Genomic DNA, 22,342 nt, shown 5'->3' with positions numbered 1-22,342 from the left:
TGCCCTCTAGGTGACCTTGAGCGTGTGGTGCGGAGGGTCCCGCAGGAGGAGCCCCTCACCGACGGCGAAGCAGCGCAGCCAGCCGCCCGGGCCGCGGGACAGCCGCGCCGACAGCCGCACGTCCCGCCCCGGGCCGAGCTCCGCCCCGGCGAGATCCGCGAGGACGTTCCCGTCGGCGGGCTCCAGTGGCCAGAGGGGGCCGTGGGAGCGCACCAGCAGCAGGCGCTCGGCCCGTGCGGGGGCGGGCGCGGTGAACACGGCGGTGACCGTGCGCCGTCCGGGCATGCCGTGCCGCTCGAGCCGGTAGCCGACGTCGGTGCGCGGGGGCAGCTCCGCCGTGCTCGGCGGGCCGTACGCGCGCAGCCCGCCGAGCACGGCCACCGGCCGGACCTCCACCTCCACCCCGGCACCGTCCGGGGTGGGCAGCCGTACGCCCGCCTCGTGCCGGTAGGCGGCCCGGCCGACGGTGCGCCGTCGCTCGTCCTGCTCGCCGGGGGTCCGCCAGGTGACCTCGACCTCGTCGCCGGCGTCGGGCGGCCAGTCGAGGACGACGGCCACGCCCGTGCCGCCGTGCCGGGTGAGGGTGAGGGTGCCGAGCGGCCGCACGGCGGCGACCGCGTGCGCTCCGGTGACGGCGCGTTCCCCGGCGACAGTGACCGCCAGCACCACCGTGGGCCGGTCCGGCGGCGGGAACCGCAGCCCCGCGGGGGCGTGCCGGGCCGTGATCGGCCGCCCGTGCAGTTCCGCCGTGCGCAGCCGGGTGCCGGGCGGCCACGGGGGCACGCCGCCGAAGCCGTACAGCCGCACCTCGCCACCGGGCGGCGGGTCGAAGGCGGCCAGGAGGTCGCCGTCCACGCGGCGGATCTCCAGGTCGGTGACCGGCTCGGGCGGCCCGAGGGGTGTGGCGGTGAGCGAGACGCCGCCGGTGCGCACGGGCCGCCCGTCGTCGGTCCGGTAGACGACGCGGATGCGGTAGCGGTACGTCGTGCCGTTGGTGAGCCCGCCGTCCCTGAAGCCGTCACGGCGGGCCGCGACCCGTACGTCCTCGCCGTCCGGCCCGGCGCGGACGACCTCGACGGACCGGGCCTGCGCCGGGCAGGTCCAGGCGGCGGTGACCACGCGGTCCTCGGGGTGCAGTTGCACGCCGCCGACGTCGGGCCAGTGCGTGACGGGTCCGCACACCGCGAGCGGCGAGGGCACGCTGTCGGGTTCGGCGGCCCGGCGCACGGCGACCGCGTAGTACAGCGGGACGCAGGCGGGGGCCGAGCGGTCCGTGAACGAGGTGGCCCGCGGCGACGGCAACGGCAGCCCGGTTCCGTCGGCCGGGTCGTGCGGCGGGCGGCGCTCGGCGCGCAGCAGCACGTACTCGGGCTCGCCCGCCGTGGACGGGCTGGGCCGCCACGTCAGAACGACGCCCGTGCCGTCGGGCGTGGCCGTCAGGCCGGAGACCGGGTAGACCGTGAGGGCCCGGCGAACGGCGTCGGCGCCCGGCACGTCGCGGGCGACGGCCTCCGCCTGTTCCAGCAGCTCCCAGGCCAGGTCGGCGTCCCGGGCCGGCAGCCCCCGGGCGCGGTCGACCAGGGCACGTGCCTCGGCGAGCTTCCCGCGCACGTGAGCGACCAGGGCGCGGGCGTCCTCGGGCAGCGCGTCGGCGGGCAGGCGGTCGGCGACGGCCGCCGCCTCCGCGAGCCGCCCGTCCGCAGTCAGCCGCCGCAGCCGTCCCACCAGGGGATTCCCGGCCTCCTCGTGGAGCACCGCGAACACCAGTCGCCGCGCGTCCGGTTCGGCGATCGACAACTCCCCGGTGGCGTGGGCGAGAAGGCTGGAGGGGGTGGCGCGTGCGGCGAGCCGCTCCCGCAGCGGGACGGCCACCTCGTGCAACCGCACCCGCGCGAGGCCCTCGGCGCCCTGGTCGGCCAGCACCCGGCGTACGGCGGCGGCCACGGCCTGGGCGGCGGTGTGCGCGGCGCTGTGCGGCAGCCGGCTCCAGCGGCGGGCCGCCTCGTCCACGGCCGCGGCCTCGACGGGCGGCGCGTCGAAGAGGTGTACGGGCTGCGGGGTGCGGCCCCCCGGGGTGGCGGCCGTCAGGAAGTCGTCGAGATGGCGCAGCCGGAGCACCTCCAGGTGGCGGGCGCAGCGGGCGTAGGCGGGGTGCGGCACGTCCCGGGGCAGCAGGTCCGGTTCGGCGATGCGCAGCCCGAGCCCGGGCAGCAGGTCCCGTACCTGAGCCTCGCTCACCCGGTGTGCCGCGGCGGCTTCCGCGACGGTGGCCTCGGCGAGCAGGCCGAGCCCGCCCGCGGCCTCCTGCAGGGTCACGCGCAGGGCGGTCTGCCCGGACTCTGCCTGCCGGTCGTGCTCGGCCACGGCGGCCCGCAGCGGGCCCAGGTCGCCGTCGGCCGCGGCGTCGAACAGCGGCCGGTGGACGAGGTGCCCGGCCTCGAGCTCCTCGATGACCGGGCGGTACTTCAGGCGGGCGCGGTTGCGGCGCCAGCAGGCGCGGACCGCGGCGACCGTCTCGGTGACCGCGGGCCCGTCCAGGCGCCGCGGCAACTGGTAGCGGGTGCGCAGGTCGTCGGTCACCGGCAGTCCGGCGTCGAGCACCTCGCGCCGGTAGCGCTGCTCGTCGAACGCCACGGCGTGGTCCCCCGTCCTTCCCCCGCGTCAGCTGAAGCGCTGGCGGCTCAGAGCGTCGCGCGCGGTGGCGACCGCGTCGGGCGTCATGCCCCCGATCTGCACGGTCAGTTCGAGCTTCTCGCCGCTCTCCTTCTCGATGGCGGTGACGCCGAGGAGTCCGGAGGAGTCCAGCGTGTAGACGCACTGGATGGGCCAGTTCTCGGGTTTGCCCGGCGGAATGGCCAGGTTCCCCTCGGCGACACAGGTGTTGTGTGCCAGTTCCTCGGACTCCTCCACGCCCGCCTGCTCCATCACGCGGATGCGCACGCTGCGCTGTCCCGCGTGCGTGGTGTAGAACTCGTCGGTCACCGACGCGGGCAGGGGGTCGTTGGCGTGCACCAGGTGGAAGACGTAGTGCCGGTCCGTGGCCCGCTCCAGGAGCTGGATGCCGTAGCCGCGCGAGGCCACGGTGGAGATCTGGTACGGGCGGTGCGTGAGTCCCGTCTCCGGCACGTCCGGCACCTGGTCCGCGGGGAGTTCACCGCTGGAGACGATGTACGCGGCCCGGTCCAGGGCGTAGATCGCGGCGCCGCGGGCCACCGCGAGGTCCGGGTTGTGCAGCCTGGGTTCGAAGCCGAACTGGGTGCGCAGGGCCTCCGCCACCGCGGGCATCTTGGTGGCGCCGCCGACCAGCAGCACCTCGTCGAAGTGCGACACCCCGCGCTCGGCGGCGAGTTCGACCGTGCGGCGGGTGATGTCGATGGTGCGGTCGAGCAGGTCGCCGGTGAGTTCCTGGAGCTTGTGCCGGGTCAGCTCCACCGCTTCGACCCGGCCCTGGTGCATGACGCGGACGGTGTAGCGCTCCCGGAAGGACAGCGCCTTCTTCGCCTCCTCGGCGTCCTTGCGCAGCTGGGTCTCGGACTGGGGGTCGGACAGCGGGTCGTCGACGTCCGGGAAGCGCTCGCGGAACCGCTCCACCAGGTGCACGACGATGCGGTCGTCGAAGTCGCTGCCGCCCAGCTCCTTCGCACCGTCCGTGCACAGCACGGTCAGCTCGCGCCCGCGCAGGGTGAGCACGGTGGTGTCGAAGGTGCCGCCGCCCAGGTCGTACACGAGGACGGCCCGGTCCCCGCGCTCCTCGTCTCCGTCCAGGGACCCGTAGTCGAGCGCCGCCGCGACGGGCTCGGCCACCACGTCGAGGACGCGCAGGCCGGCGATCTCGCCCGCCTTGCGGGTGGCGTCCCGCTCGGCGAGCCCGAAGTAGGCGGGCACGCTGATCACCACGTCGCGCGGCTCTTCGCCCCCGGTGGCCTTCGCGTCCTCCACGAGTTTGCGCAGGATGCGAGCGGAGATCTCCTCGGGTGTGTAGCTGCGGCCGTGGAACTCGCGCGGCACCACATCGCCCATGTCCCGCTTGATGAGCTGCACCACGTGGTCGGGGTCGAGGACGGTGGCGTCCTTCGCGCTCTGTCCCACGACGACGCTGTCGGCGCTCTCGAAGTAGACGACGGACGGCGTGGTGTCCGCCCCTTCGAGATTGCGCAGCACGGCCGGTCTGCCGACGTCGTCGATCCGTGCGACGCAGGAGTAGGTGGTTCCCAGGTCGATGCCGTACACGGCCATACGGTCTCCCGCCACCGGGACGGCCGCGCTCGCACCCGTCCCGTCTGCTGTTCGTCGGTTGTCCTGTGTCCTGGTGAGTCGTGCCCGGTGGGCCCGCCGGAGAGGGAGGTGTTCACGAGGCATCCGGTTCGAACCGGGACACCACGACGTCGGCCTTGCGCACGACCCGTTCCCCCTGGACGAATCCGGCCGCCACGACGCGCGCCACCGTCCGGTCCGCCTCGGGACCTTCGGCGGCGACGCGGCCCACGGGACGCTGCAACGCCATGTCGAACGCCTCGCCGGGCCGGGGGACGTACCGCTCCACGCCGGTCCTGGACACGGTGTCCGCCGCCTCGTCGGCCAGCGCGGTCAGCAGGGCACGCAGCTCCTCGGCGCCGAGCGGTGCGGTGACGTGCTCCGCCTGGCGCAGGATCTGGTCGTGGAGCCGGATCAGGGAGTGGCGCACGAGGTCGAGCGCCATCTCCATCTCGCCCCGGCGCAGCCGCTCGACCTCGTCGTGCAGCCTGGTGACGACCTCCTCGCGGCGCTCGGCGAGCTGTTGCTGACGAGCGAGCGCCGCAGTGAACTCACTTGCGAGTGCGCAGGGTTCGACTCGTTCGGACACATCGCTCACAGTAGACCACCGGGGCACGACGCGTCAGCGGAGCCCGTCACGGTCGCCTGCCGGACCGTCACCATCGCGTTCCCCGGTCGGCGCCCGCTCGTCCCGTGCGCCGTCCGGCAGTGAACGACCCCGTCAGCCACCGAGGTTGATGGACCCGTGAACGTCCCGCGCCTGGACGACGGTGTTCTGGGTGCCCCCGGAGATCGTGTTGTGCACATCGCCCGTGCCGGTCCGCGTACCCTCCAGGGCTTCGGCCTCCCGCCGCCAGGCCGCGAGAGCCTGGGCGAATGCGGGGTCCTGCCGGGCACGGCGAGCCAGTACCTCGGCCAGCTCGGCAGCACGCTCCGGGTTGTCGGGCGCCTCGGCGAGGGCGGTCAACTCGCGCTGGTCGCCGCTCTGCTCCGCTCCTGAACGCCATCGTCTGACCAGATCCCGCAGAGACGTCCAGATCTGCTCCCCCGCCGCACCCGCGGTGCCGCTGGCCAGGGCCATGAGCAGTTCGGGGGCAATCAGGTCCACGAGGCCCTCCACCTTTTCCCACGCACAGGTCGTGGGTCGAGCGTAAGGCACGGTGGGCGTACGGAGACCCGAATCCGGGACAACCGATCTCCCTCGCCGGACGGTTGACGTCCCATGGGCGGGAGGCCGGTGATGGCGATGTGTCCCCCGTGCGCTACGGTGACTCACTTTTTGTCGCGCACCTGTGGGGGGTTTGATGCGGCGAACCACAGCAGCCGCGAGTGTCGTCACCGTACTCGCGTCACTTCTCCTGGCCGGCGCCTCGACGGCGTCGGCCACAGGCACCGGGTCGCTCACGGTCACGACGCTGGACCGGAGCGGCAAACCGAGTTACGCCCAAGTGGAGGTCTACAACCCGAGAACGTTCGACTTCCGCATCATCGAGGGCAACAAGGCGACCTCGCTGCCCGACGGCAGCTACGAGCTCGTCACGTCCTTCGGTGACACCGGAGACGAGCGTGTCACCGTCGGCGGTCACAGTGTGACGGTCTCCGGGCCCACGAAGACCACGTTCGACGCCCGGCAGGGCCGCCCGGTCGACGTCTCGCTCAGCCCGAACCCGGGCAACGGATACGACCACACGGTCAGCGCGTACGTCTGCACCTCCGACAACGGCCCGGCCGCCATGGGCACGTCGGCGCCGGCGGGTGACCTGTACGTCATCCCGACGAGCAGCAGGGCCTACGAGCTGTCCTACGGCACCACGTACCAGCCGCAATCGGCGACCGGCGGGGACTTCTGGCTGGCGTCCGCCACGCACACGGGCGGCGTGCCGTCCGGGATGTCCGCGACGCTCAAGCAGTCCGGGCTGACGGCCCTGAAGCTGTCCGCCCGTTCGGGCCCCGACAGCGGACAGGCGCGGTTCTCGTTCGACTACCAGGCGACGACGAGCACCGACAGCTGCTCGATGTCCACGAACTCACTCCGGTTCCAGCGGGAGCTGCCCAACTACTTCACCGCTCACCTCCCGCCCGGCCAATGGGAGGTGGGCCAGCAGAGCCACGACTTCGTCTTCGACGGGTTCCACAACTACGTGGCCGGCAGGACGACCTCGCTGACCCTCGGCCACGCGGTCTGGGGGCCCGGCGGGCGGCTGCCCAACACCTGGTACCACCAGCTGTACTTCGGTTCCATCAACCCGTTCGCCGACCCGACCCTCCCGGACGGCGGGACACTGGCCGGCGGCACCGTGACGCTGACCCACGCGGGCAGGACGCTCTACTCGCACACCTACGCCCACTCGGACGGCATCGACGCGCATCCGCGGATCCCCGATGCGGGCTGGTACACGATCAGTGAAGTCGGCCGCCGCAGCCTGCCGTCCGGTTCACTGTCGACCACCTCCAGCCTCAGCCTGCACTTCTACGCGGACCCCGGCAAGAACGACCAGATCCGGGACTACATCACCCGGTTCTGGCCCGACGCGCTGAACGCCAGGAACCAGGCGGCTCCTGGGTCAACCACGACCGTCGTCCTCGGCATGCAGCGCAACGGCACGGACGACGGCACAGTGAGCCAGCTCCCGGACAGCGTGAAGTCCGTGCACGCCTGGTACACCACCGATGACGGCGCCACCTGGCACGCCGCCAGCGCGACGCCGTCCGGCGGCAACTGGACCATCGCCGTCCACAACCCGGTCTCCGGCCGCGTCGGCCTGCGCTCGACGGTCACCGACACCCACGGCGACACCTCGACGACCACGGTGTACAACGCGTACGCCGTGAGCTGAGCAGCACTGTTCGCGGATGCCGCCCCCTGAGGCGCCCCGTTCCTGCGGCTCCCAAGGGTGAAGCGGCGCCCGCGGGTTGCTCCTCAAGGACTCCGGCCCGGGCCGCCGCGGCCGGAGACCCGCTGGTCTCACCGGCGTCAGGCAGGGCTGGACGCCTCGTTCACGCGGGTGCCCGCCGACGCCGAGGGCAAGGTGCCCACCGGGTACGGCTTCTGGCGCAGGCGGTCACTGAGAGTTCCCGCCCGTCGCGGAGAGCCCTCGGCAGCCTGCCCGGGAGCGGAGCGCACCGGCGCCGGCCACGAGCCACAAGGCACGACCGGATGGCGCTCCGGCCATGGGCGTCGGACCCGCAGGACCCGTCAGAGCCCGGTCGGCACCCAGTCCGGCAGCGCTTCGGAGCGTTCCACCCACTCGGCGGGCGGTGTCCCCGCCTTGCCGGAGGCGAGTACACCGCCCACGATCGAGCAGGTGGTGTCCACGTCGCCGCCGACCCCGGCCGTCGTCCAGAAGGCCGCCTCGAAGTCACCCAGGCTCCGCGCGGCCGACCACAGGGCGAAGGGAACGGTGTCATGGGCGGTCGTACGGCGTCCGCAGCCCAGCACCGCCGCGACGGTGCCCGCGTCGCCGTAGTCGAGCATGTCCCGGGCGCGCCGGAGTCCCTGGCCCACGGCGCTCTTCGGCACCAGGGCGATGACACCGTCGAGGAGCGCCTCGGGGCTGGGCGGGCCGTCCGGCGAGCCGGCCAGCGCCGCCGCGGCGGCCACGGCCATGGCGCCGACGACGGCCTCACGGTGCTGGTGGGTGGGGTAGGCCGAGATCTCCGCCTGGTGGGTCGCCTGCTCCGGATCGTCCGCGTACCAGGCGCCCAGGGGCGCGATGCGCATCGCCGCCCCGTTGCCCCAGGACCCCCGTCCGTTGAACAGTGCGGCGGCCAGTTCGCGCCAGTCCTCGCCCTCCCGGACGAGCCTCAGCAGCCGGTTGACCGCGGGGCCGTAACCCCGGTCGAAGTCGTGGTGATCGGCGAAGGAGCGGGCCAGTGCGTCCTGGTCGATGCGGCCGTGGGCGGCCAGCACGGCGACCACGGAACAGGCCATCTCGGTGTCGTCCGTCCACTGCCAGGGCCCCGCGGGCAGCTCACGTCGCTTGAGCAGGGGGTAGTTCGCCGGGACGAAGAACTGGGAGCCCAGGGCATCGCCCACGGCCAGTCCGCGCAGGCTCGTCAGGGCGCGCTCCAGGCGCCCGGAGGAAGAGGAGTCAGCGGTCATCGCTCTGCCACTCTATCCGTTCACCCCAGTAAGGGACCGGCTCACGCCAGCGTTCGAAAGGCCGGTCGAGCGTGTACTTGCCGTCGTCCCCGAGAACGAGCATGCGCACCTCGGCGTTCCCGGGGTTCGACAGAGACTCGAATTCCGCGACCGTCCAGTGGAACCAGCGCATGCAGAACAGTCGCATGGCCAGTCCGTGGGTCACCAGGAGGACGTTGGGCGGGTGGTCCGGGGCCTCGAAGCTGCGGTACAGGCTCTCCAGGAAGCCGCCGACCCGGTCGTACACGTCGGCGCCGGACTCGCCCTGCGGGAACCGGAAGAAGAAGTGGCCGTACGCGTCCCGGTAGGCCTTCTGCAGGCGCACGTCGTCGCGGTCCTGCCAGTTGCCCCAGTCCTGTTCGCGCAGCCTCGGCTCCTCGCGGACCCGTATGAGGTCGGGGTCGAGATGGAAGGCGCGGAGTGTCTCGTGCGTGCGGCGATAGGGGGAGACGTACACGCTCACGCGTTCCCGGCCGAAGAGCTCCCGGAGCCGCTTGCCGGTCTCCTCCGCCTGCTGCCGGCCGCGCTCGGTCAGCGCGAGGGCGTGGTCGGGCTCGCGCTCGTACACGGAGTCGTCGACGTTGCCCGTGGACTCGCCGTGCCGGACAAGGACGATGCGCCGTGGTCGTGCCATGCCGAAACCCTAGATCGAGCGAGGGAAAGTCGAGCACCCGTACGGGCCCCATACGGCGTAGGTCACACGAATCCCGCCTCCAGGGCCTTCCCCCGACGCGCCGAGCCGCAGGTTCAGCAGTGAGTTTGTTATTCAAACGTACGACGATGGTCTCAGACCGTCCAGGGGGGCTCCAGGTCCACGATGTCACCGGAGAGCGCGGCGACGTCGGCCTCGGTCTGGGCGCGCAGGGCGAGACGTTCCACACGCTCGGTGCGGTACTTGCCGTGCTCGGCCGCCGACCGCCACATCGACAGAACCAGGAACTCCTGCCCGGGCGCCTCGGCGAACATGCCGCGGATCATACCGGGCGAACCGGCCATCGCCGGGTTCCACACCTTCTCCTGCATGAGCGTGAAGTGCTCGACACGCTCCTCGTGGATCCGGCACAGGGCCACCCGGATCAGATCGGTGTCGGTGAACCGCGGCTCGAAGCCCGTCTTCACGTCGAAGCGGTACTCGAACAGTTTGACCTGCGCGTCCTTGAACGTGCCGGACTGGGCGGCCGCCAGGCGGTCGTGCGAGCGGGCCATGAAGGAGTCGTAGAAGGCACGGCTCTCCCAGAAGGCGAAGATGTGCGCCACCCCCGGCCGCTGCCGGCTCCAGCCCCCGCCCTGCCCCCGGAAACCCGGCTCCCCCAGAAGCCCCGCCCATTTCCGCTGCCCCCGCTCGAAGCCGCGGCGGTCCACCACGGTGCAGCGAATCCACTTGACCAGCACCGCGCCATCGTAAGGCCACCGGGCGTGGCGTCGGTCACGCTCCGGCGGAGATCGCCCGCGCGTGCGCCCCCGCGCGCGTGGCACGATGGACAAAGAGCCCTGACCGCAACGGGAGTTGGGGAGTGAGGCAACCACTGGGGGGAAGGGGAAGCCTGTTGACCGGCGTCAGCAAGGGAATCCGCAAGGTCGAGGTCGGGCTCAAGTGGGACCCCAGTCCGGCGGGCCGGCCGCCCACCGATCTCGACCTCATCGCTGCCACGTTCGTGTCCGGCGATCCGTACGGGACCCCGGCCTATCTCGTGCACTTCGACAGCCGTTCACCGGACGGCACGATCTTCCTCAACCGGGACAGCACCGACGGCAGGGGCTTCGGCTGGGACGAGGTCATGACGCTGGAGCTGGACCGGCTGGACGGCCGGTACGCGCGCGTGGTGGTCGGTGTCGTCATCCAACAGCAGTACGGCCACAGGACGTTCGTCAACGTACTGAATCCGGCCATGCGCATCCGGGTGGACCGCTACACCGTGCTCGCCCAGGACGACTTCGGCTCGGTCCTCGGGGCGACGGCGGCCACGATCGCGGAATTCGTCCGTGACGCCTCCGGGGAGTGGATCTTCCGGCCGGGCGTGCACGGCTTCGAGGAGGACCCCGCCGCCTTCACACGGGTCATGGGCAGGGCCCAGCAGCCGTAGTCCGGCAGCGGTAAGGGGCGCCGGCCATTGGCCGGCGCCCCTTACTTCACTTCACGATCCGCGCGTCGTCAGCTGCAGCCGCTGGTGGAGCCGCAGCCCTCGCAGATGTAGCAGGAACCGGCCCGCTGCATCTTCGTACCGCAGGAGAAGCACAGCGGGGCGTCGGCCTGGATGCCCAGCTGCATCTCCACCAGCTCGGCGCTGGTGTGGGCCTGCTTCGGGGCGGGCTTGGCCGCCTCGACCTCGGCACGCGGCGTGGCGACGGCCTTCAGCTCCTGGGCGCGCGGCGCCGACTGGGCCAGGCCCTCGACGTCGACCTCGTCGTCGGACGGTTCGTAGGAACCGGTCTCCAGGTGCCGCTGGCGCTCCTCGGCGGAGTGGATGCCGAGCGCGGAGCGGGTCTCGAAGGGCAGGAAGTCCAGCGCCAGGCGGCGGAAGATGTAGTCGACGATCGACTGCGCCATCCGCACGTCCGGGTCGTCCGTCATGCCGGCCGGCTCGAAGCGCATGTTGGTGAACTTCGAGACGTACGTCTCCAGCGGCACGCCGTACTGCAGACCGACGGAGACGGCGATGGAGAAGGCGTCCATCATGCCCGCGAGGGTCGAGCCCTGCTTGGACATCTTCAGGAAGACCTCGCCGAGACCGTCGTCCGGGTAGGAGTTGGCGGTCATGTAGCCCTCGGCGCCGCCGACCGTGAAGGACGTGGTGATCCCCGGGCGGCCCTTGGGCAGGCGCTTGCGGACGGGGCGGTACTCGATGACCTTCTCGACCGCCTCGCGGATGGTCGCCTCGGTCTTCTCGGTGACCTCGGCCTTCTCCTTCTCCTTGGTCTTGGCGGAGAGCGGCTGGCCGACCTTGCAGTTGTCGCGGTAGATCGCGAGCGCCTTGACGCCCAGCTTCCAGGCCTCGAAGTAGATCTCCTCGACCTCCTCGACGGTCGCCGTCTCGGGCATGTTGACCGTCTTGGAGATGGCGCCGGAGATCCACGGCTGGATGGCGGCCATCATGCGGACGTGGCCCATCGGGGAAATGGCGCGCTCGCCCATGGCGCAGTCGAACACCTCGTAGTGCTCGTGCTTCAGGCCGGGGGCGTCGATCACATTGCCGTGCTCGGCGATGTGGGCGACGATCGCCTCGATCTGCTCCTCCTGGTAGCCCAGGCGGCGCAGGGCCTGCGGGACGGTGCCGTTGACGATCTGCATCGAGCCGCCGCCGACCAGCTTCTTGAACTTCACCAGCGCCAGGTCGGGCTCGACACCGGTGGTGTCGCAGGACATCGCGAGACCGATGGTGCCGGTCGGGGCGAGGACGGACGCCTGGGAGTTACGGAAACCGTTCTTCTCGCCGAGGCGGACGACGTCCTGCCAGGCCTCCGTGGCGGCGGCCCACACCGGGGTGTCCAGGTCGTCCATGCGGACGGCCTTGCCGTTGGCGTCGGCGTGCTGCGCCATGACGCGCTGGTGGGCGCCGGCGTTGCGGGCGTAGCCGTCGTACGGGCCGACGACCGCGGCGAGCTCGGCGGAGCGGCGGTAGGCCGTGCCCGTCATCAGGGAGGTGATGGCGCCGGCGAGGGCGCGGCCGCCGTCGGAGTCGTAGGCGTGGCCGGTGGCCATCAGCAGGGCGCCGAGGTTGGCGTAGCCGATGCCGAGCTGGCGGAACGCGCGCGTGTTCTCGCCGATCTTCTGGGTCGGGAAGTCCGCGAAGCAGATCGAGATGTCCATCGCGGTGATGACCAGCTCGACGACCTTCTGGAAGCGCTCGGTCTCGAAGGACTGGTTGCCCTTGCCGTCGTCCTTCAGGAACTTCATCAGGTTCAGCGAGGCCAGGTTGCAGGACGTGTTGTCCAGGTGCATGTACTCGCTGCACGGGTTCGACGCGGTGATCCGGCCGGACTCGGGGCAGGTGTGCCAGGTGTTGATGGTGTCGTCGTACTGGATGCCCGGGTCGGCGCAGGCCCAGGCGGCCTCGGCGATCTTGCGGAACAGCGCCTTGGCGTCGACCTCCTCGATGACCTCGCCGGTCATACGGGCACGCAGGCCGAACTGGCCGCCGTCCTCGACCGCCTTCATGAACTCGTCGTTCACACGGACCGAGTTGTTGGCGTTCTGGTACTGGACGGAGGTGATGTCGTCGCCGCCCAGGTCCATGTCGAAGCCCGCGTCACGCAGGACGCGGATCTTCTCCTCCTCCTTGACCTTGGTCTCGATGAAGTCCTCGATGTCGGGGTGGTCGACGTCGAGCACGACCATCTTGGCGGCGCGGCGGGTGGCACCACCGGACTTGATGGTGCCGGCGGAGGCGTCGGCGCCGCGCATGAAGGAGACGGGACCGGAGGCGTTGCCGCCGGAGGAGAGCAGCTCCTTGGAGGAGCGGATGCGGGAGAGGTTCAGGCCGGCGCCGGAGCCGCCCTTGAAGATCATGCCCTCTTCCTTGTACCAGTCGAGGATCGACTCCATGGAGTCGTCGACGGACAGGATGAAGCAGGCGGAGACCTGCTGGGGCTGCGGGGTGCCCACGTTGAACCAGACGGGGCTGTTGAAGCTGAAGATCTGGTGCAGGAGGGCGTAGGCCAGCTCGTGCTCGAAGATCTCGGCGTCGGCGGGCGAGGCGAAGTACCTGTGGTCCTCGCCGGCCTTCCGGTACGTCTTGACGATGCGGTCGATCAGCTGCTTGAGGCTGGTCTCGCGCTGCGGGGTGCCGACGGCACCGCGGAAGTACTTGCTGGTGACGATGTTGACCGCGTTCACCGACCAGAAGTCGGGGAACTCGACGCCACGCTGCTCGAAATTGACCGAGCCGTCGCGCCAGTTGGTCATGACGACGTCACGGCGCTCCCACGAGACCTCGTCGTACGGGTGTACGCCGGGGGTGGTGTGGATGCGCTCGATACGCAGCCCCTTGGTGGCCTTGGCGCCCTTGGCTCGGGAACCTCGTGCCGGACCGCTCGCCGTCTCTGTCATGCCGCCTCCCTGTACGGGCAAAAACGCCCTGAAGTGCCCCGTTTGTTCCCGTGGCACGGTGTTCTGTCTTGTGTTGCGGGCACCCTCAGCTGCCACCCGCAACAGGTCTTCGGTCGCCGCCTGGCGGCCGGAACCCGGCTCTCCCCCGGTTCCCGGCCCGCCGGTCAGTCGGCGGCGCGGGCGGGCACGGGGACCTCAGTGGTCCCGCCGGGCCCGCATTCGTCTTCCTGGCTCCCCGCTCCCGCGTCTTCCTCGTCCGCGGCGGGGCCTCGCGTCGCCTCCCTCAGCTCCGCGATGGCGGCCTCGAAGTCCTCGAGCGAGTCGAACGCCCGGTAGACGGAGGCGAATCGCAGATAGGCGACGAGGTCGAGCTCCTGCAACGGGCCGAGTATGGCCAGCCCCACGTCGTGGGTGGTCAGCTCGGCGCTTCCGGTGGCCCGCACCGCCTCCTCGACCCGCTGGCCGAGCTGGGCGAGTGCGTCCTCGGTGACAGGCCGTCCCTGGCATGCCTTGCGCACGCCGTTGATGACCTTGGTACGACTGAAGGGCTCGGTGACCCCGGACCGCTTGACCACCATGAGCGAGCAGGTCTCCACGGTCGTGAAACGACGGGAGCAGTCGGGGCACTGGCGGCGCCTGCGGATCGACGTGCCGTCGTCGGTCGTACGACTGTCGACCACACGGCTGTCGGGGTGCCTGCAGAAGGGGCAGTGCATGATCTCCAACCCTCCTCACAGCAGACTCAACAACCCCACTGGGCCACATGAGCCCCGCGAAGCAGCCCTAAGCATAGGCGATCGTGGAGCCACCTCGGACCGGGGGGACCACAACTTCTGGGCCAGTGCCGCCATCCAACCACTAGATGTGGGGATTGGCTCATACATCGAGGCCAACTCGCGTGTCGCGAGGAGGGAAAGCAGAGGCCCGACCTGCGGACGCCCCGTCCGGAGGCCGCGGAGACACGCGGACGCAGAGGCGTATCGCTGTGGGGCTTACGGAGATACCGTGGGCGCCGCACGGAGGAGACGTGGGACTCCGGCACAGAAGGGACCCGGAGCCCGGACGAGCAGGTTCCGGATGGCAGACTGGTGTGGCGACCCACGAGGTCGGCAATCCCAGCGGCGAAGAGTACAACAATGGGCGCTTTTGGCCGCCAGGTGGTGCGTTGGCAATACACCCAGACACATGATCGCGTCAGGTGAATCGCACTTTTTCACTCGAACGTGTGTTTGGCGCAACCTTTCGAAAGCAACTACCGTTGTCCAGCAGGGAGACCATCGAGAGGGGCCGACGTGACCACCACCGCAGACAGTGCCACCATCACCGCCCAGGACCGCTCCCAGGGACGAGTCGAGCCGGTACACGTGATGAACGAAGCCACGAATCCCGAGGGACACAAGCGCTCCCTGCCGGGCCGACCTCCAGGCATCCGGGCGGACAGCTCCGGACTGACCGACCGCCAGCGCCGCGTGATCGAAGTCATCCGGGACTCCGTGCAGCGGCGCGGTTACCCGCCGTCGATGCGGGAGATCGGCCAGGCCGTCGGCCTCTCGAGCACCTCCTCGGTCGCACACCAGCTGATGGCGCTGGAGCGCAAGGGCTTCCTGCGCCGCGACCCGCACCGCCCGCGCGCGTACGAGGTCCGCGGCTCGGACCAGGCCGTGACCGTGCAGCCCACGGACACCGCCGGCAAGCCCGCCGCGTCGTACGTCCCGCTGGTCGGCCGCATCGCCGCCGGTGGCCCCATCCTCGCTGAGGAGTCCGTCGAGGACGTCTTCCCCCTCCCCCGCCAGCTCGTCGGCGACGGTGAACTGTTCGTCCTCAAGGTCGTCGGCGACTCCATGATCGAAGCCGCGATCTGCGACGGCGACTGGGTCACCGTCCGCCGCCAGCCGGTCGCCGAGAACGGCGACATCGTGGCAGCGATGCTCGACGGCGAGGCCACCGTCAAGCGCTTCAAGCGCGAGGACGGGCATGTCTGGCTTCTCCCGCACAACGCGGCCTACGAGCCGATCCCCGGCGACGACGCGACCATTCTGGGCAAGGTCGTCGCGGTGCTGCGGCGCGTGTGACGCCTGCGGCGGGCGGGCCGTACGGCCGGCTCGCCCCCAGACCGGGCCCCGGAACCCCTGCGCCGGTTCCGGGGTCCTGCTGTGTCCAGGGGGCTCACCAGCGTGATCGCATCGGGTGGCTCGACCGGCACCGGCCGAGCCACCCCACCATCACTTCGCCTCGGCCTGCTCCGCTTCCACCGTCTTCGCCGCCGCGTCGATCGCCGAGAGCGACTTGCGCACCTGATTACGGTCCGTGGTGTACCAGAAGTCCGGCAGTGACGCCTTGAGATAGCCGCCGTACCGCGCCGTGGCCAGCCGCTGGTCCAGTACGGCGACCACGCCCCGGTCCCCCGACGCGCGGACGAGCCGGCCGGCGCCCTGGGCCATGAGCAGGGCCGCATGGGTGGCGGCCACCGCCATGAAGCCATTGCCGCCCGCGTCCTCCACCGCCTTCTGGCGGGCACTCATGAGCGGATCGTCGGGACGGGGGAACGGGATCTTGTCCATGACGACCAGCTGACAGTTCGGGCCGGGGACGTCGACGCCCTGCCACAGGGACAGGGTGCCGAACAGGCAGGTCCTCGGGTCGGCCGCGAAGTTCTTGATCAGCTCACCGAGGGTCTCCTCGCCCTGGAGCAGGATCGGGAACTCGGGAATCCGCGAGCGCAGCTCCTCCGCGGCGAGCTGCGCGGCCCGCATGGACGAGAACAGCCCGAGGGTCCGGCCACCGGCCGCCTGGATGAGTTCGGTCAGCTCGTCGAGCATGTCGGAACGCTCACCGTCACGCGCGGGGCGCGAGAGGTGCTTGGCGACGTAGAGGATGCCCTGCCTGCGGTAGTCGAAGGGCGAGCCGACGTCCACACCCTTCCACTTCGGCAGGTCCTCGCCCTCCGCGCCCTCGGGGCCCAGACCCAGGGACGCGCCGACACCGTTGAAGTCACCGCCCAGTTTGAGGGTCGCGGAGGTGAGCACGACGGCGCGGTCGGCGAAGAGCTTCTCCCTGAGCAGGCCCGACACCGACATGGGAGCGACCCGCAGGGACGCACCGAAGCGATCGTGCCGCTCGTACCAGACGACGTCCCACTCCGAGCCGTTCAGGACCCGCTCCGCCACGTCGTGCACCGTCTCCACCGAGGCCAGCGCCTGCTTGCGGACAGCGTCCTCGTCCTGCACCGACTTGTCGCGGGTCGCACCGATGGCGGAGATGACCGTCCGGGCGGCGTCCCGCAGCGCCATCAGGGCATAGCCGAGGTCCTCCGGGATCTCCTCCAGACGGCCCGGCAGGGCCAGCTCCATCAGCCGCTCGAAGCCCTCGGCGGCGGTCTGGAGCTGATCGGCGGCCTTCTCGTTCACCAGTTTGGCGGCGCGCCGCACCGCCCGGTTGACCTGGCCTGGCGTGAGCTCGCCGGTCGCGACGCCGGTGACCCGGGAGACCAGTTCGTGGGCCTCGTCCACGATCAGCACCTCGTGCTGGGGCAGCACCGGCGCGCCCTCGATGGCGTCGATGGCGAGCAGCGCGTGGTTCGTGACCACGACTTCGGCGAGCTTGGCGCGCTCGCGGGCCATCTCGGCGAAGCACTCGGCGCCGTAGGCGCACTTCGACGCGCCCAGGCACTCCCGCGACGACACCGACACCTGCGCCCAGGCGCGGTCCGACACGCCCGGAGTGAGGTCGTCCCGGTCGCCCGTCTCCGTCTCGTCCGACCAGTCCCGCAGCCGCAGGAGGTCCTGGCCCAGCTTGCTGGTGGGCGCGGCGGCCTCGAACTGGTCGAAGAGGCCGTCCTCCTCGTCCTGCGGCATGCCCTCGTGCAGGCGGTGCAGACAGAGATAGTTCGACCGGCCCTTGAGCATCGCGAACTCCGGGCGGCGGCGCAGCAGCGGGTGCAGGGCGTCGACCGTGCGCGGCAGGTCGCGTTCCACGAGCTGGCGCTGGAGTGCCAGGGTGGCCGTCGCGACGACCACTCTTTCCCCGTGCGCGAGCGCGGGCACCAGATAGCCGAGCGACTTCCCGGTGCCGGTGCCGGCCTGGACCAGCAGGTGGGATCCGTCGTCGATCGCCTCGGCGACCGCTTCGGCCATGGTCACCTGGCCGGGACGCTCCGTGCCGCCGACGGCGGTGACAGCGGCATGCAGGAGTTCGGGGAGTGAGGGCTTCGTCATAGCCCGACCAGCCTACGGCCCGGCACTGACAGACCGGCGGTCAAGAGGGGGAGGGAGGGCGGGATCACGGCCGGACTCCTGGGGGAGGTGCGCATCGAGAATTCGTCGGAACGTGGGAACTCCAGCGCCCCGCACCTCGTACTACATGTGTACGCACAGTTACGCATTGCTACAGCACAGCGCGCAGGGCTCGGTCCCGGATCATGAGCGCGGCCCGCTTGCCGGGCAGGTCGAGCTCGTCCGCGTACCGGAAACCGGCGCTCAGGAACGCTGCGACGGAGGGGGTGTTGCCAAGATCGGGTTCCGCTACGACCCGTGCGCACGCGGGGCGCCGGTCGAGGATCAGGTCGGCCACGGCTCGGAGCAGCGCGGATCCCAGCCCCCGCCCTCGATCCGCCGCTCCGCCGACGAGGAGGTGGATACCCGTGTCGTGCGGGCGGGCCGGGTAGTGGCGGGCCAGCGGATCCAGGTCTGCCCGGTAGATCTCCCAGTAGCTCATCGGTGTGCCGTCCAGTACACCGAGACACGGCATGCTGCGTCCGTCGCCGTCCAACTGGGCGCGCAGGTGGTCCTCCGTCCGGTTCCGGGGGCCGGCCAGCTCCCAGAATTCCGCGACGGCGGGGTCGTTCATCCAGCGATGGACGAGTGGCAGGTCTTCCTCGATGCGGACAGGAACCAGGTGGAAGGAGCCGACACCAGTGATCACCGGGCCCCAGGTGTGAAGCTGGTCCAGGAGGTAGGCCGCGCCTCCCGTGAAGAACGCCAGGAACTCGGCGGGCAGATGCAGGTCCAGCGTGTCCTCGCAGTCCCCCTCGTCGTCCTCGATGGCGAACCCGGTGAACGGGGCACTCCGGATCCCCGTGCTGTCCGCTCGGGGGCCAACGGTGCGCTCGTGGGCGCCCGTGTCGGCGCGGGCTCCCGGACGGACAGGACCGGGGCCGGCGTTCGCGTCGGTGGGAGGCATGGTGCGCTCCTCTCAGGAGACGAGGTGGGTCATGGTCCTCGGAAGTGCGGGGCGAAGGTCGATTCGTTCAGGAATGAAGGGGGTTGGCGATGGTGACGTAGACGGACTGGGTGTCGACCGGGCCGACGAGTTCATCGAGCCCGTGCAGCCGGGTCAGCAGGTTGGCCTTGCAGCGCAGCACGGGTGAGTCGAGCAGGCGCCGGGGCAGGGAGGTGCGCGGGGCGTCGGGTCCTGCGGCGACGTCGGTGAGGAACCGGCGGAAGGCGGCGAGCAGGAGTCGTTCGTCGGCCAGGCGCTGGGAGCCGAACGCACCGATCAGTCCCAGCACGTTGTTGATGGCGAGGTAGTAGGCGAAGCGCTCGTCGGTGACCTCGTCCGAGACGAAGGTGTCGCTGCGCTCACCGATACCGGGCAGCCGGGCGTCCAGTTCGGCTCGCCGGGACTCGCGGTAGTAGTAGCCCTGGTTGTCGCGGTAGTAGCCGCCGGCCGGCCAGCCGTGGTCGTCGAGCAGGAGCAGGGTGTTCTGCTGGTGGGCTTCGAGGGCGATGCCGGCCTCGCTGTCCAGCCAGAGCACGGGGCAGACGACGTGCTCCAGGTAGCGGAGGAACCACTCCGCGGCAACGGCCCCGACGGGCCGCCCGGTGCGTGCGGCGAGCCTCGCCACGAGCCGGGCCAGCCGGGAGCGCATGGGCCATGCCGTCTCGTGGATCGATGGGTCGCTTCCGGGTTCGGGGACGGGCCGGGGTGAGACGAGTCCGGCGACACAGCCGACGTCGTCGGTCGGCCGGAACGGGTTGTGCCGGATCACCACGTCAAGTCCGGGCACGGGACGGCCGTCCGGGTCGTCGGCGGCGAGCCAGGCCGGGTCGCGGACGATGTCGAAGCCGGGGTGTACGGCCTGCCACTGCTTGGCGAGGCCGGTGCGCAGCAGCCGGTGCACCTCGACTCCCCGATGGAGTTCCTTGCGCAGGTTCTCCCGGCGGGAGTTGGTGATGCGCAGGCCCAGCGACAGTTTGAGCATCGCGGGGCCGTCGGTTCGGTGGACCGTGCGTACGGAGGAGGTGGGATGCCAGCCGGTGCCGAGGGGGCCGAGGTCGCGGAGGAGACCGGAGTCGAGCAGTGCGGCGACGGGTGCGCGATGCCGCAGCTCGCGGGCCTGCCACGGGTGCAGGGGCAGGGCGACGTGGCCGTGGGGCAGAGGGAGGTCGGTTTCGGCGAGGCGCCGGGTGAGGTGGTCGGCGGGGACGGGGCGGCCGCGCTCGGTCCAGGCCGAGTCGGTTGCGAGGAGAGAGGGGGCGACGGCCATCCAGTGCAGGGGAAAGGAGCCGCGCAGCTCCGGTGAGTAGAGGCGGGCTTCTGCCTCGGTCAGCCCTTCCCGGCTCTTGGGGGTGGGGTGCAGGGGGTGTCCGAGAAGGAGGGCCTGCTCGGCGGAGAGGAAGAGGTCGGGGGCATCGGTGGGGTGTGCGCGCCGGTCGCGGATGAACGTCGCGGTGCGACGGAGGGAGTCCGCCACCCTGGCCACGAGATCGCCGTCGTCGTGCGGGCCGGCTGCACCGGAGGTCTGGGCGCGGGAGGTGCCGCCTGTGTCACCGGACGTCTCCCGGGCGAGCAGCGCGGCCAGGGTGACGGCGTCGAGGGCCGGGGCGGCGTCAGGGGCCCCGGCCAGGCGTGCCGGGCCGAAGCGGTGTGAGCCGGTCGGCGACCAGTAGCGGACGGGCACGAGCAGCGAGGTGCCGCTCGCCGGAAGCGGCAGGCTGAGGGTGCCACCGGTGGGGGCGGCGAGGTTGGTCTCGCGTACCCAGCACCGCAGCAGGTTCTCCACGGCGGCGGCCTGTGCCGCGATCCGCGGGTCGGGGTGTTCCAGCAGGTCGGCGCCGGGCTCGGTCACTCGGGTGAGGTCCGCGGTGCGCCTCTTCTGCTGGGGAACGGCCTCGGCGAGCGGCACGGCGGAGGCCGGGGTGGCGGAGTCGCCCTGTTCGTCGGGGGCGCCGGAGCTGCCGTCGGGAGGGGGAGTGGCGTTCATGACGGCTCCTCGTGGCTGGCTGGGGTGGTGCTGGGCTCGTGCCGAGCCGGCTGTGGGTGTGTCATGGGAGGCCGTTCGGCCTGAACGTCCTTGGAACGGGGTGCAGCCGAATGGGCAAGGAACGGGTTGGGGAGGCTCGTGCCGGATGCGAGGGGCGGGCATCGCGGGTGCGGGCCTCAGCCCGCGCGCTGGGCGGAGCCGTGCTGTCTGCCACGGTGGGGGCCGTGCTCCTCGTGGCTGCGGGCGACCGCGGCCACCGCGTCCGACAGGCGGTCGAGAACGGCCGCGGCCTGCTCCTCGCTGATCGTGAGCGGTGGAAGCAGCCTGACCACGGCCGAGTGGCGGCCGCCGAGCTCGACGATCAAACCGCGCTGGAGGCACTCCCGCTGTACTGCCCCGGCGAGCTCGGGCGCGGCCGGATACGGGGCGTGGCAGGGCTCCTGATCCATGGCGCAGGCGTGCTGGTCGGAAGGGCGGTCGACGGGCCCGGGTCCGGCGGCCGTCGGGTCCACCAGCTCGAGCCCGAGCATCAGTCCGCGCCCCCGCACCTCGCCCACGCAGGGGAAGGCGTCGGCCAGTTCGCGGAGTTGGTTCAGCATGCGGGAGCCGAGGTCGGCCGCTCGTTCGGCGAGGCCGTTCTCCCGGACATGGGTGAGCGTCGCGGTGCCCGCGGCCATGGCAAGCTGGTTGCCTCGGAAGGTTCCCGCGTGAGCGCCGGGTTGCCAGACGTCGAGATCATCGCGGTAGACGATCACGGCCAGCGGGAGGCTGCCGCCGATCGCCTTGGACAGGACCATCACGTCAGGGGTGATGCCGCTGTGGTCGACGGCCCAGAAGGCGCCCGTCCTGCCGACGCCGGTCTGGATCTCGTCCGCGATCAGCGGAATGGACCGGTCCGCCGTGAGCTTCCGCATGCGGCGCAGCCAGCCGTCGGGACCGGGAATCACCCCGCCCTCGCCCTGGACGGGTTCGAGGATCATCCCGGCGGGCAGGGGCACGCCCGACTTGGGATCGTCGAGGAGGGACTCGGTCCAGCGGGCGGCGAGTTCGGCGCCGCGCGGTCCGCCGACGCCGAAAGGGCAGCGGTAGTCCTGTGGATAGGGCAGGCGGGCGACCTGGACGTCACGGGCTCCGCCGGAGGCGGCCAGGGCGCCGGCGGTCATGCCGTGGTAGGCGCCGGTGAAGGCGAGGATCCCGGTGCGGCCGGTCGCGGCCCGGACCAGTTTGAGGGCGGCCTCGACGGCGTCCGTACCGGCCGGGCCGCAGAACTGGACGCGGGCGCGGTCGGCGAGGCCGGGCGGGAGGGTACGGAACAGCTCGGTGATGAAGGCGTCCTTCACCGGGGTGGCCAGGTCGAGGACGGAGAGGGGAGCACCGGAGTCGAGGACCCTGCGGATGGCTTCCAGTACGACCGGATGGTTGTGTCCGAGGGCGAGGGTGCCGGCTCCGGAGAGGCAGTCCAGGTAGCGGCGGCCGTCGGCGCCCTCGATGGTGAGCCCTCGGGCCCGGACCGGGACGATGGGCAGGGCCCGGGCATAGGTGCGGGCGGAGGATTCACGCGCCGACTGGCGCCTGAGGATCCCCTCGTGCACGGCACGGGCTTCCCCGTGCAGGCCTCCAGCCATCGACTCCGTAACGGCCACGGCTCGCTGTCCTCCCCGCTGTCCAGAGGCGAGTTGATCCGCGGGGACCGCGCGCA

The 22,342-nt window shown here is 71.4% G+C and carries 16 protein-coding genes; 3 read left to right on the top strand and 13 right to left on the bottom strand.

The window, feature by feature from the left end; genetic code table 11:
• Window positions 1–6: 6 nt before the first annotated feature.
• The 4 genes from ACFYZB_RS28710 to ACFYZB_RS28695 form a co-directional block, all read right to left on the bottom strand.
• Window positions 7–2,634, bottom strand: a complete 2,628-nt coding sequence (locus ACFYZB_RS28710; protein ID WP_388763600.1) for a hypothetical protein — start codon at window positions 2,632–2,634, stop codon at window positions 7–9.
• A gap of 27 nt (window positions 2,635–2,661) precedes the next feature.
• Window positions 2,662–4,236 (bottom strand): Hsp70 family protein, encoded by a 1,575-nt coding sequence (locus ACFYZB_RS28705; protein WP_388763599.1) that lies wholly within the window; start codon window positions 4,234–4,236, stop codon window positions 2,662–2,664.
• Window positions 4,237–4,348: 112 nt separating this feature from the next.
• Entirely contained in the window at window positions 4,349–4,843 is a 495-nt protein-coding gene (locus tag ACFYZB_RS28700; protein ID WP_388763598.1) for a nucleotide exchange factor GrpE, read from the bottom strand.
• A 132-nt stretch (window positions 4,844–4,975) separates the two neighbouring features.
• Window positions 4,976–5,362 carry a hypothetical protein gene (locus ACFYZB_RS28695; RefSeq protein WP_351209002.1) on the bottom strand — a complete coding sequence of 129 codons (387 nt, stop codon included), beginning with the start codon at window positions 5,360–5,362 and terminating at the stop codon, window positions 4,976–4,978.
• 196 nt (window positions 5,363–5,558) lie between these two features.
• On the opposite strand from ACFYZB_RS28695, the gene ACFYZB_RS28690 reads away from it, so the two are divergent.
• Window positions 5,559–7,091 carry a hypothetical protein gene (locus tag ACFYZB_RS28690; protein WP_388763596.1) on the top strand — a complete coding sequence of 511 codons (1,533 nt, stop codon included), beginning with the start codon at window positions 5,559–5,561 and terminating at the stop codon, window positions 7,089–7,091.
• Window positions 7,092–7,450: 359 nt separating this feature from the next.
• On the opposite strand, the gene ACFYZB_RS28685 is transcribed toward ACFYZB_RS28690, so the two are convergent.
• From ACFYZB_RS28685 to ACFYZB_RS28675, 3 genes are all read right to left on the bottom strand, one after another.
• Window positions 7,451–8,356, bottom strand: coding sequence for an ADP-ribosylglycohydrolase family protein (locus ACFYZB_RS28685; protein WP_388763594.1), 906 nt, complete (start codon window positions 8,354–8,356; stop codon window positions 7,451–7,453).
• Window positions 8,346–9,029, bottom strand: coding sequence for a histidine phosphatase family protein (locus tag ACFYZB_RS28680; RefSeq protein ID WP_388763593.1), 684 nt, complete (start codon window positions 9,027–9,029; stop codon window positions 8,346–8,348). The genes ACFYZB_RS28685 and ACFYZB_RS28680 overlap by 11 nt, the downstream gene beginning before the upstream one ends.
• A gap of 152 nt (window positions 9,030–9,181) precedes the next feature.
• Window positions 9,182–9,787 (bottom strand): YdbC family protein, encoded by a 606-nt coding sequence (locus ACFYZB_RS28675; RefSeq protein ID WP_388763592.1) that lies wholly within the window; start codon window positions 9,785–9,787, stop codon window positions 9,182–9,184.
• Between the two features lie 155 nt (window positions 9,788–9,942).
• Between ACFYZB_RS28675 and ACFYZB_RS28670 the strand changes: the two genes are divergently transcribed.
• Window positions 9,943–10,479 carry a TerD family protein gene (locus ACFYZB_RS28670; protein WP_351209007.1) on the top strand — a complete coding sequence of 179 codons (537 nt, stop codon included), beginning with the start codon at window positions 9,943–9,945 and terminating at the stop codon, window positions 10,477–10,479.
• 68 nt (window positions 10,480–10,547) lie between these two features.
• Here the strand turns inward: ACFYZB_RS28670 and ACFYZB_RS28665 are convergent, their stop codons facing one another.
• Together ACFYZB_RS28665 and nrdR are read right to left on the bottom strand one after the other, a co-directional pair.
• Window positions 10,548–13,442: a vitamin B12-dependent ribonucleotide reductase gene (locus ACFYZB_RS28665; RefSeq protein ID WP_351209008.1), complete on the bottom strand. Its 2,895-nt coding sequence runs from the start codon at window positions 13,440–13,442 to the stop codon at window positions 10,548–10,550.
• Window positions 13,443–13,606: 164 nt separating this feature from the next.
• On the bottom strand, window positions 13,607–14,158 hold the full coding sequence (gene nrdR / locus ACFYZB_RS28660) for a transcriptional regulator NrdR (protein WP_388763590.1): 552 nt from the start codon (window positions 14,156–14,158) through the stop codon (window positions 13,607–13,609).
• A gap of 576 nt (window positions 14,159–14,734) precedes the next feature.
• Between nrdR and lexA the strand changes: the two genes are divergently transcribed.
• On the top strand, window positions 14,735–15,514 hold the full coding sequence (gene lexA / locus ACFYZB_RS28655; protein WP_055710152.1) for a transcriptional repressor LexA: 780 nt from the start codon (window positions 14,735–14,737) through the stop codon (window positions 15,512–15,514).
• Window positions 15,515–15,664: 150 nt separating this feature from the next.
• On the opposite strand, the gene ACFYZB_RS28650 is transcribed toward lexA, so the two are convergent.
• The 4 genes from ACFYZB_RS28650 to ACFYZB_RS28635 form a co-directional block, all read right to left on the bottom strand.
• Window positions 15,665–17,656: an ATP-dependent DNA helicase gene (locus ACFYZB_RS28650; RefSeq protein ID WP_388763588.1), complete on the bottom strand. Its 1,992-nt coding sequence runs from the start codon at window positions 17,654–17,656 to the stop codon at window positions 15,665–15,667.
• A 169-nt stretch (window positions 17,657–17,825) separates the two neighbouring features.
• Window positions 17,826–18,620: a GNAT family N-acetyltransferase gene (locus tag ACFYZB_RS28645; protein ID WP_388763587.1), complete on the bottom strand. Its 795-nt coding sequence runs from the start codon at window positions 18,618–18,620 to the stop codon at window positions 17,826–17,828.
• Window positions 18,621–18,687: 67 nt separating this feature from the next.
• Window positions 18,688–20,643: an IucA/IucC family protein gene (locus tag ACFYZB_RS28640; protein ID WP_388763585.1), complete on the bottom strand. Its 1,956-nt coding sequence runs from the start codon at window positions 20,641–20,643 to the stop codon at window positions 18,688–18,690.
• A 176-nt stretch (window positions 20,644–20,819) separates the two neighbouring features.
• On the bottom strand, window positions 20,820–22,286 hold the full coding sequence (locus ACFYZB_RS28635) for a diaminobutyrate--2-oxoglutarate transaminase family protein (RefSeq protein WP_388763583.1): 1,467 nt from the start codon (window positions 22,284–22,286) through the stop codon (window positions 20,820–20,822).
• Between the last annotated feature and the right edge of the window lie 56 nt (window positions 22,287–22,342).

The sequence above is a fragment of the Streptomyces sp. NPDC001852 genome, from assembly GCF_042891825.1.
In the GTDB taxonomy this organism is placed as follows: domain Bacteria; phylum Actinomycetota; class Actinomycetes; order Streptomycetales; family Streptomycetaceae; genus Streptomyces.
This window is presented reverse-complemented; position numbering and strand designations above follow the sequence as displayed.

Bases quoted from the DNA above. Each gene is read 5' to 3' on its own strand.
- ACFYZB_RS28705 (WP_388763599.1), bottom strand. From the start codon at position 4,236: ATGGCCGTGTACGGCATCGACCTGGGAACCACCTACTCCTGCGTCGCA.
- ACFYZB_RS28690 (WP_388763596.1), top strand. From the start codon at position 5,559: ATGCGGCGAACCACAGCAGCCGCGAGTGTCGTCACCGTACTCGCGTCA.
- ACFYZB_RS28685 (WP_388763594.1), bottom strand. From the start codon at position 8,356: ATGACCGCTGACTCCTCTTCCTCCGGGCGCCTGGAGCGCGCCCTGACG.
- ACFYZB_RS28680 (WP_388763593.1), bottom strand. From the start codon at position 9,029: ATGGCACGACCACGGCGCATCGTCCTTGTCCGGCACGGCGAGTCCACG.
- ACFYZB_RS28665 (WP_351209008.1), bottom strand. From the start codon at position 13,442: ATGACAGAGACGGCGAGCGGTCCGGCACGAGGTTCCCGAGCCAAGGGC.
- nrdR (WP_388763590.1), bottom strand. From the start codon at position 14,158: ATGCACTGCCCCTTCTGCAGGCACCCCGACAGCCGTGTGGTCGACAGT.
- ACFYZB_RS28650 (WP_388763588.1), bottom strand. From the start codon at position 17,656: ATGACGAAGCCCTCACTCCCCGAACTCCTGCATGCCGCTGTCACCGCC.
- ACFYZB_RS28645 (WP_388763587.1), bottom strand. From the start codon at position 18,620: ATGCCTCCCACCGACGCGAACGCCGGCCCCGGTCCTGTCCGTCCGGGA.
- ACFYZB_RS28640 (WP_388763585.1), bottom strand. From the start codon at position 20,643: ATGAACGCCACTCCCCCTCCCGACGGCAGCTCCGGCGCCCCCGACGAA.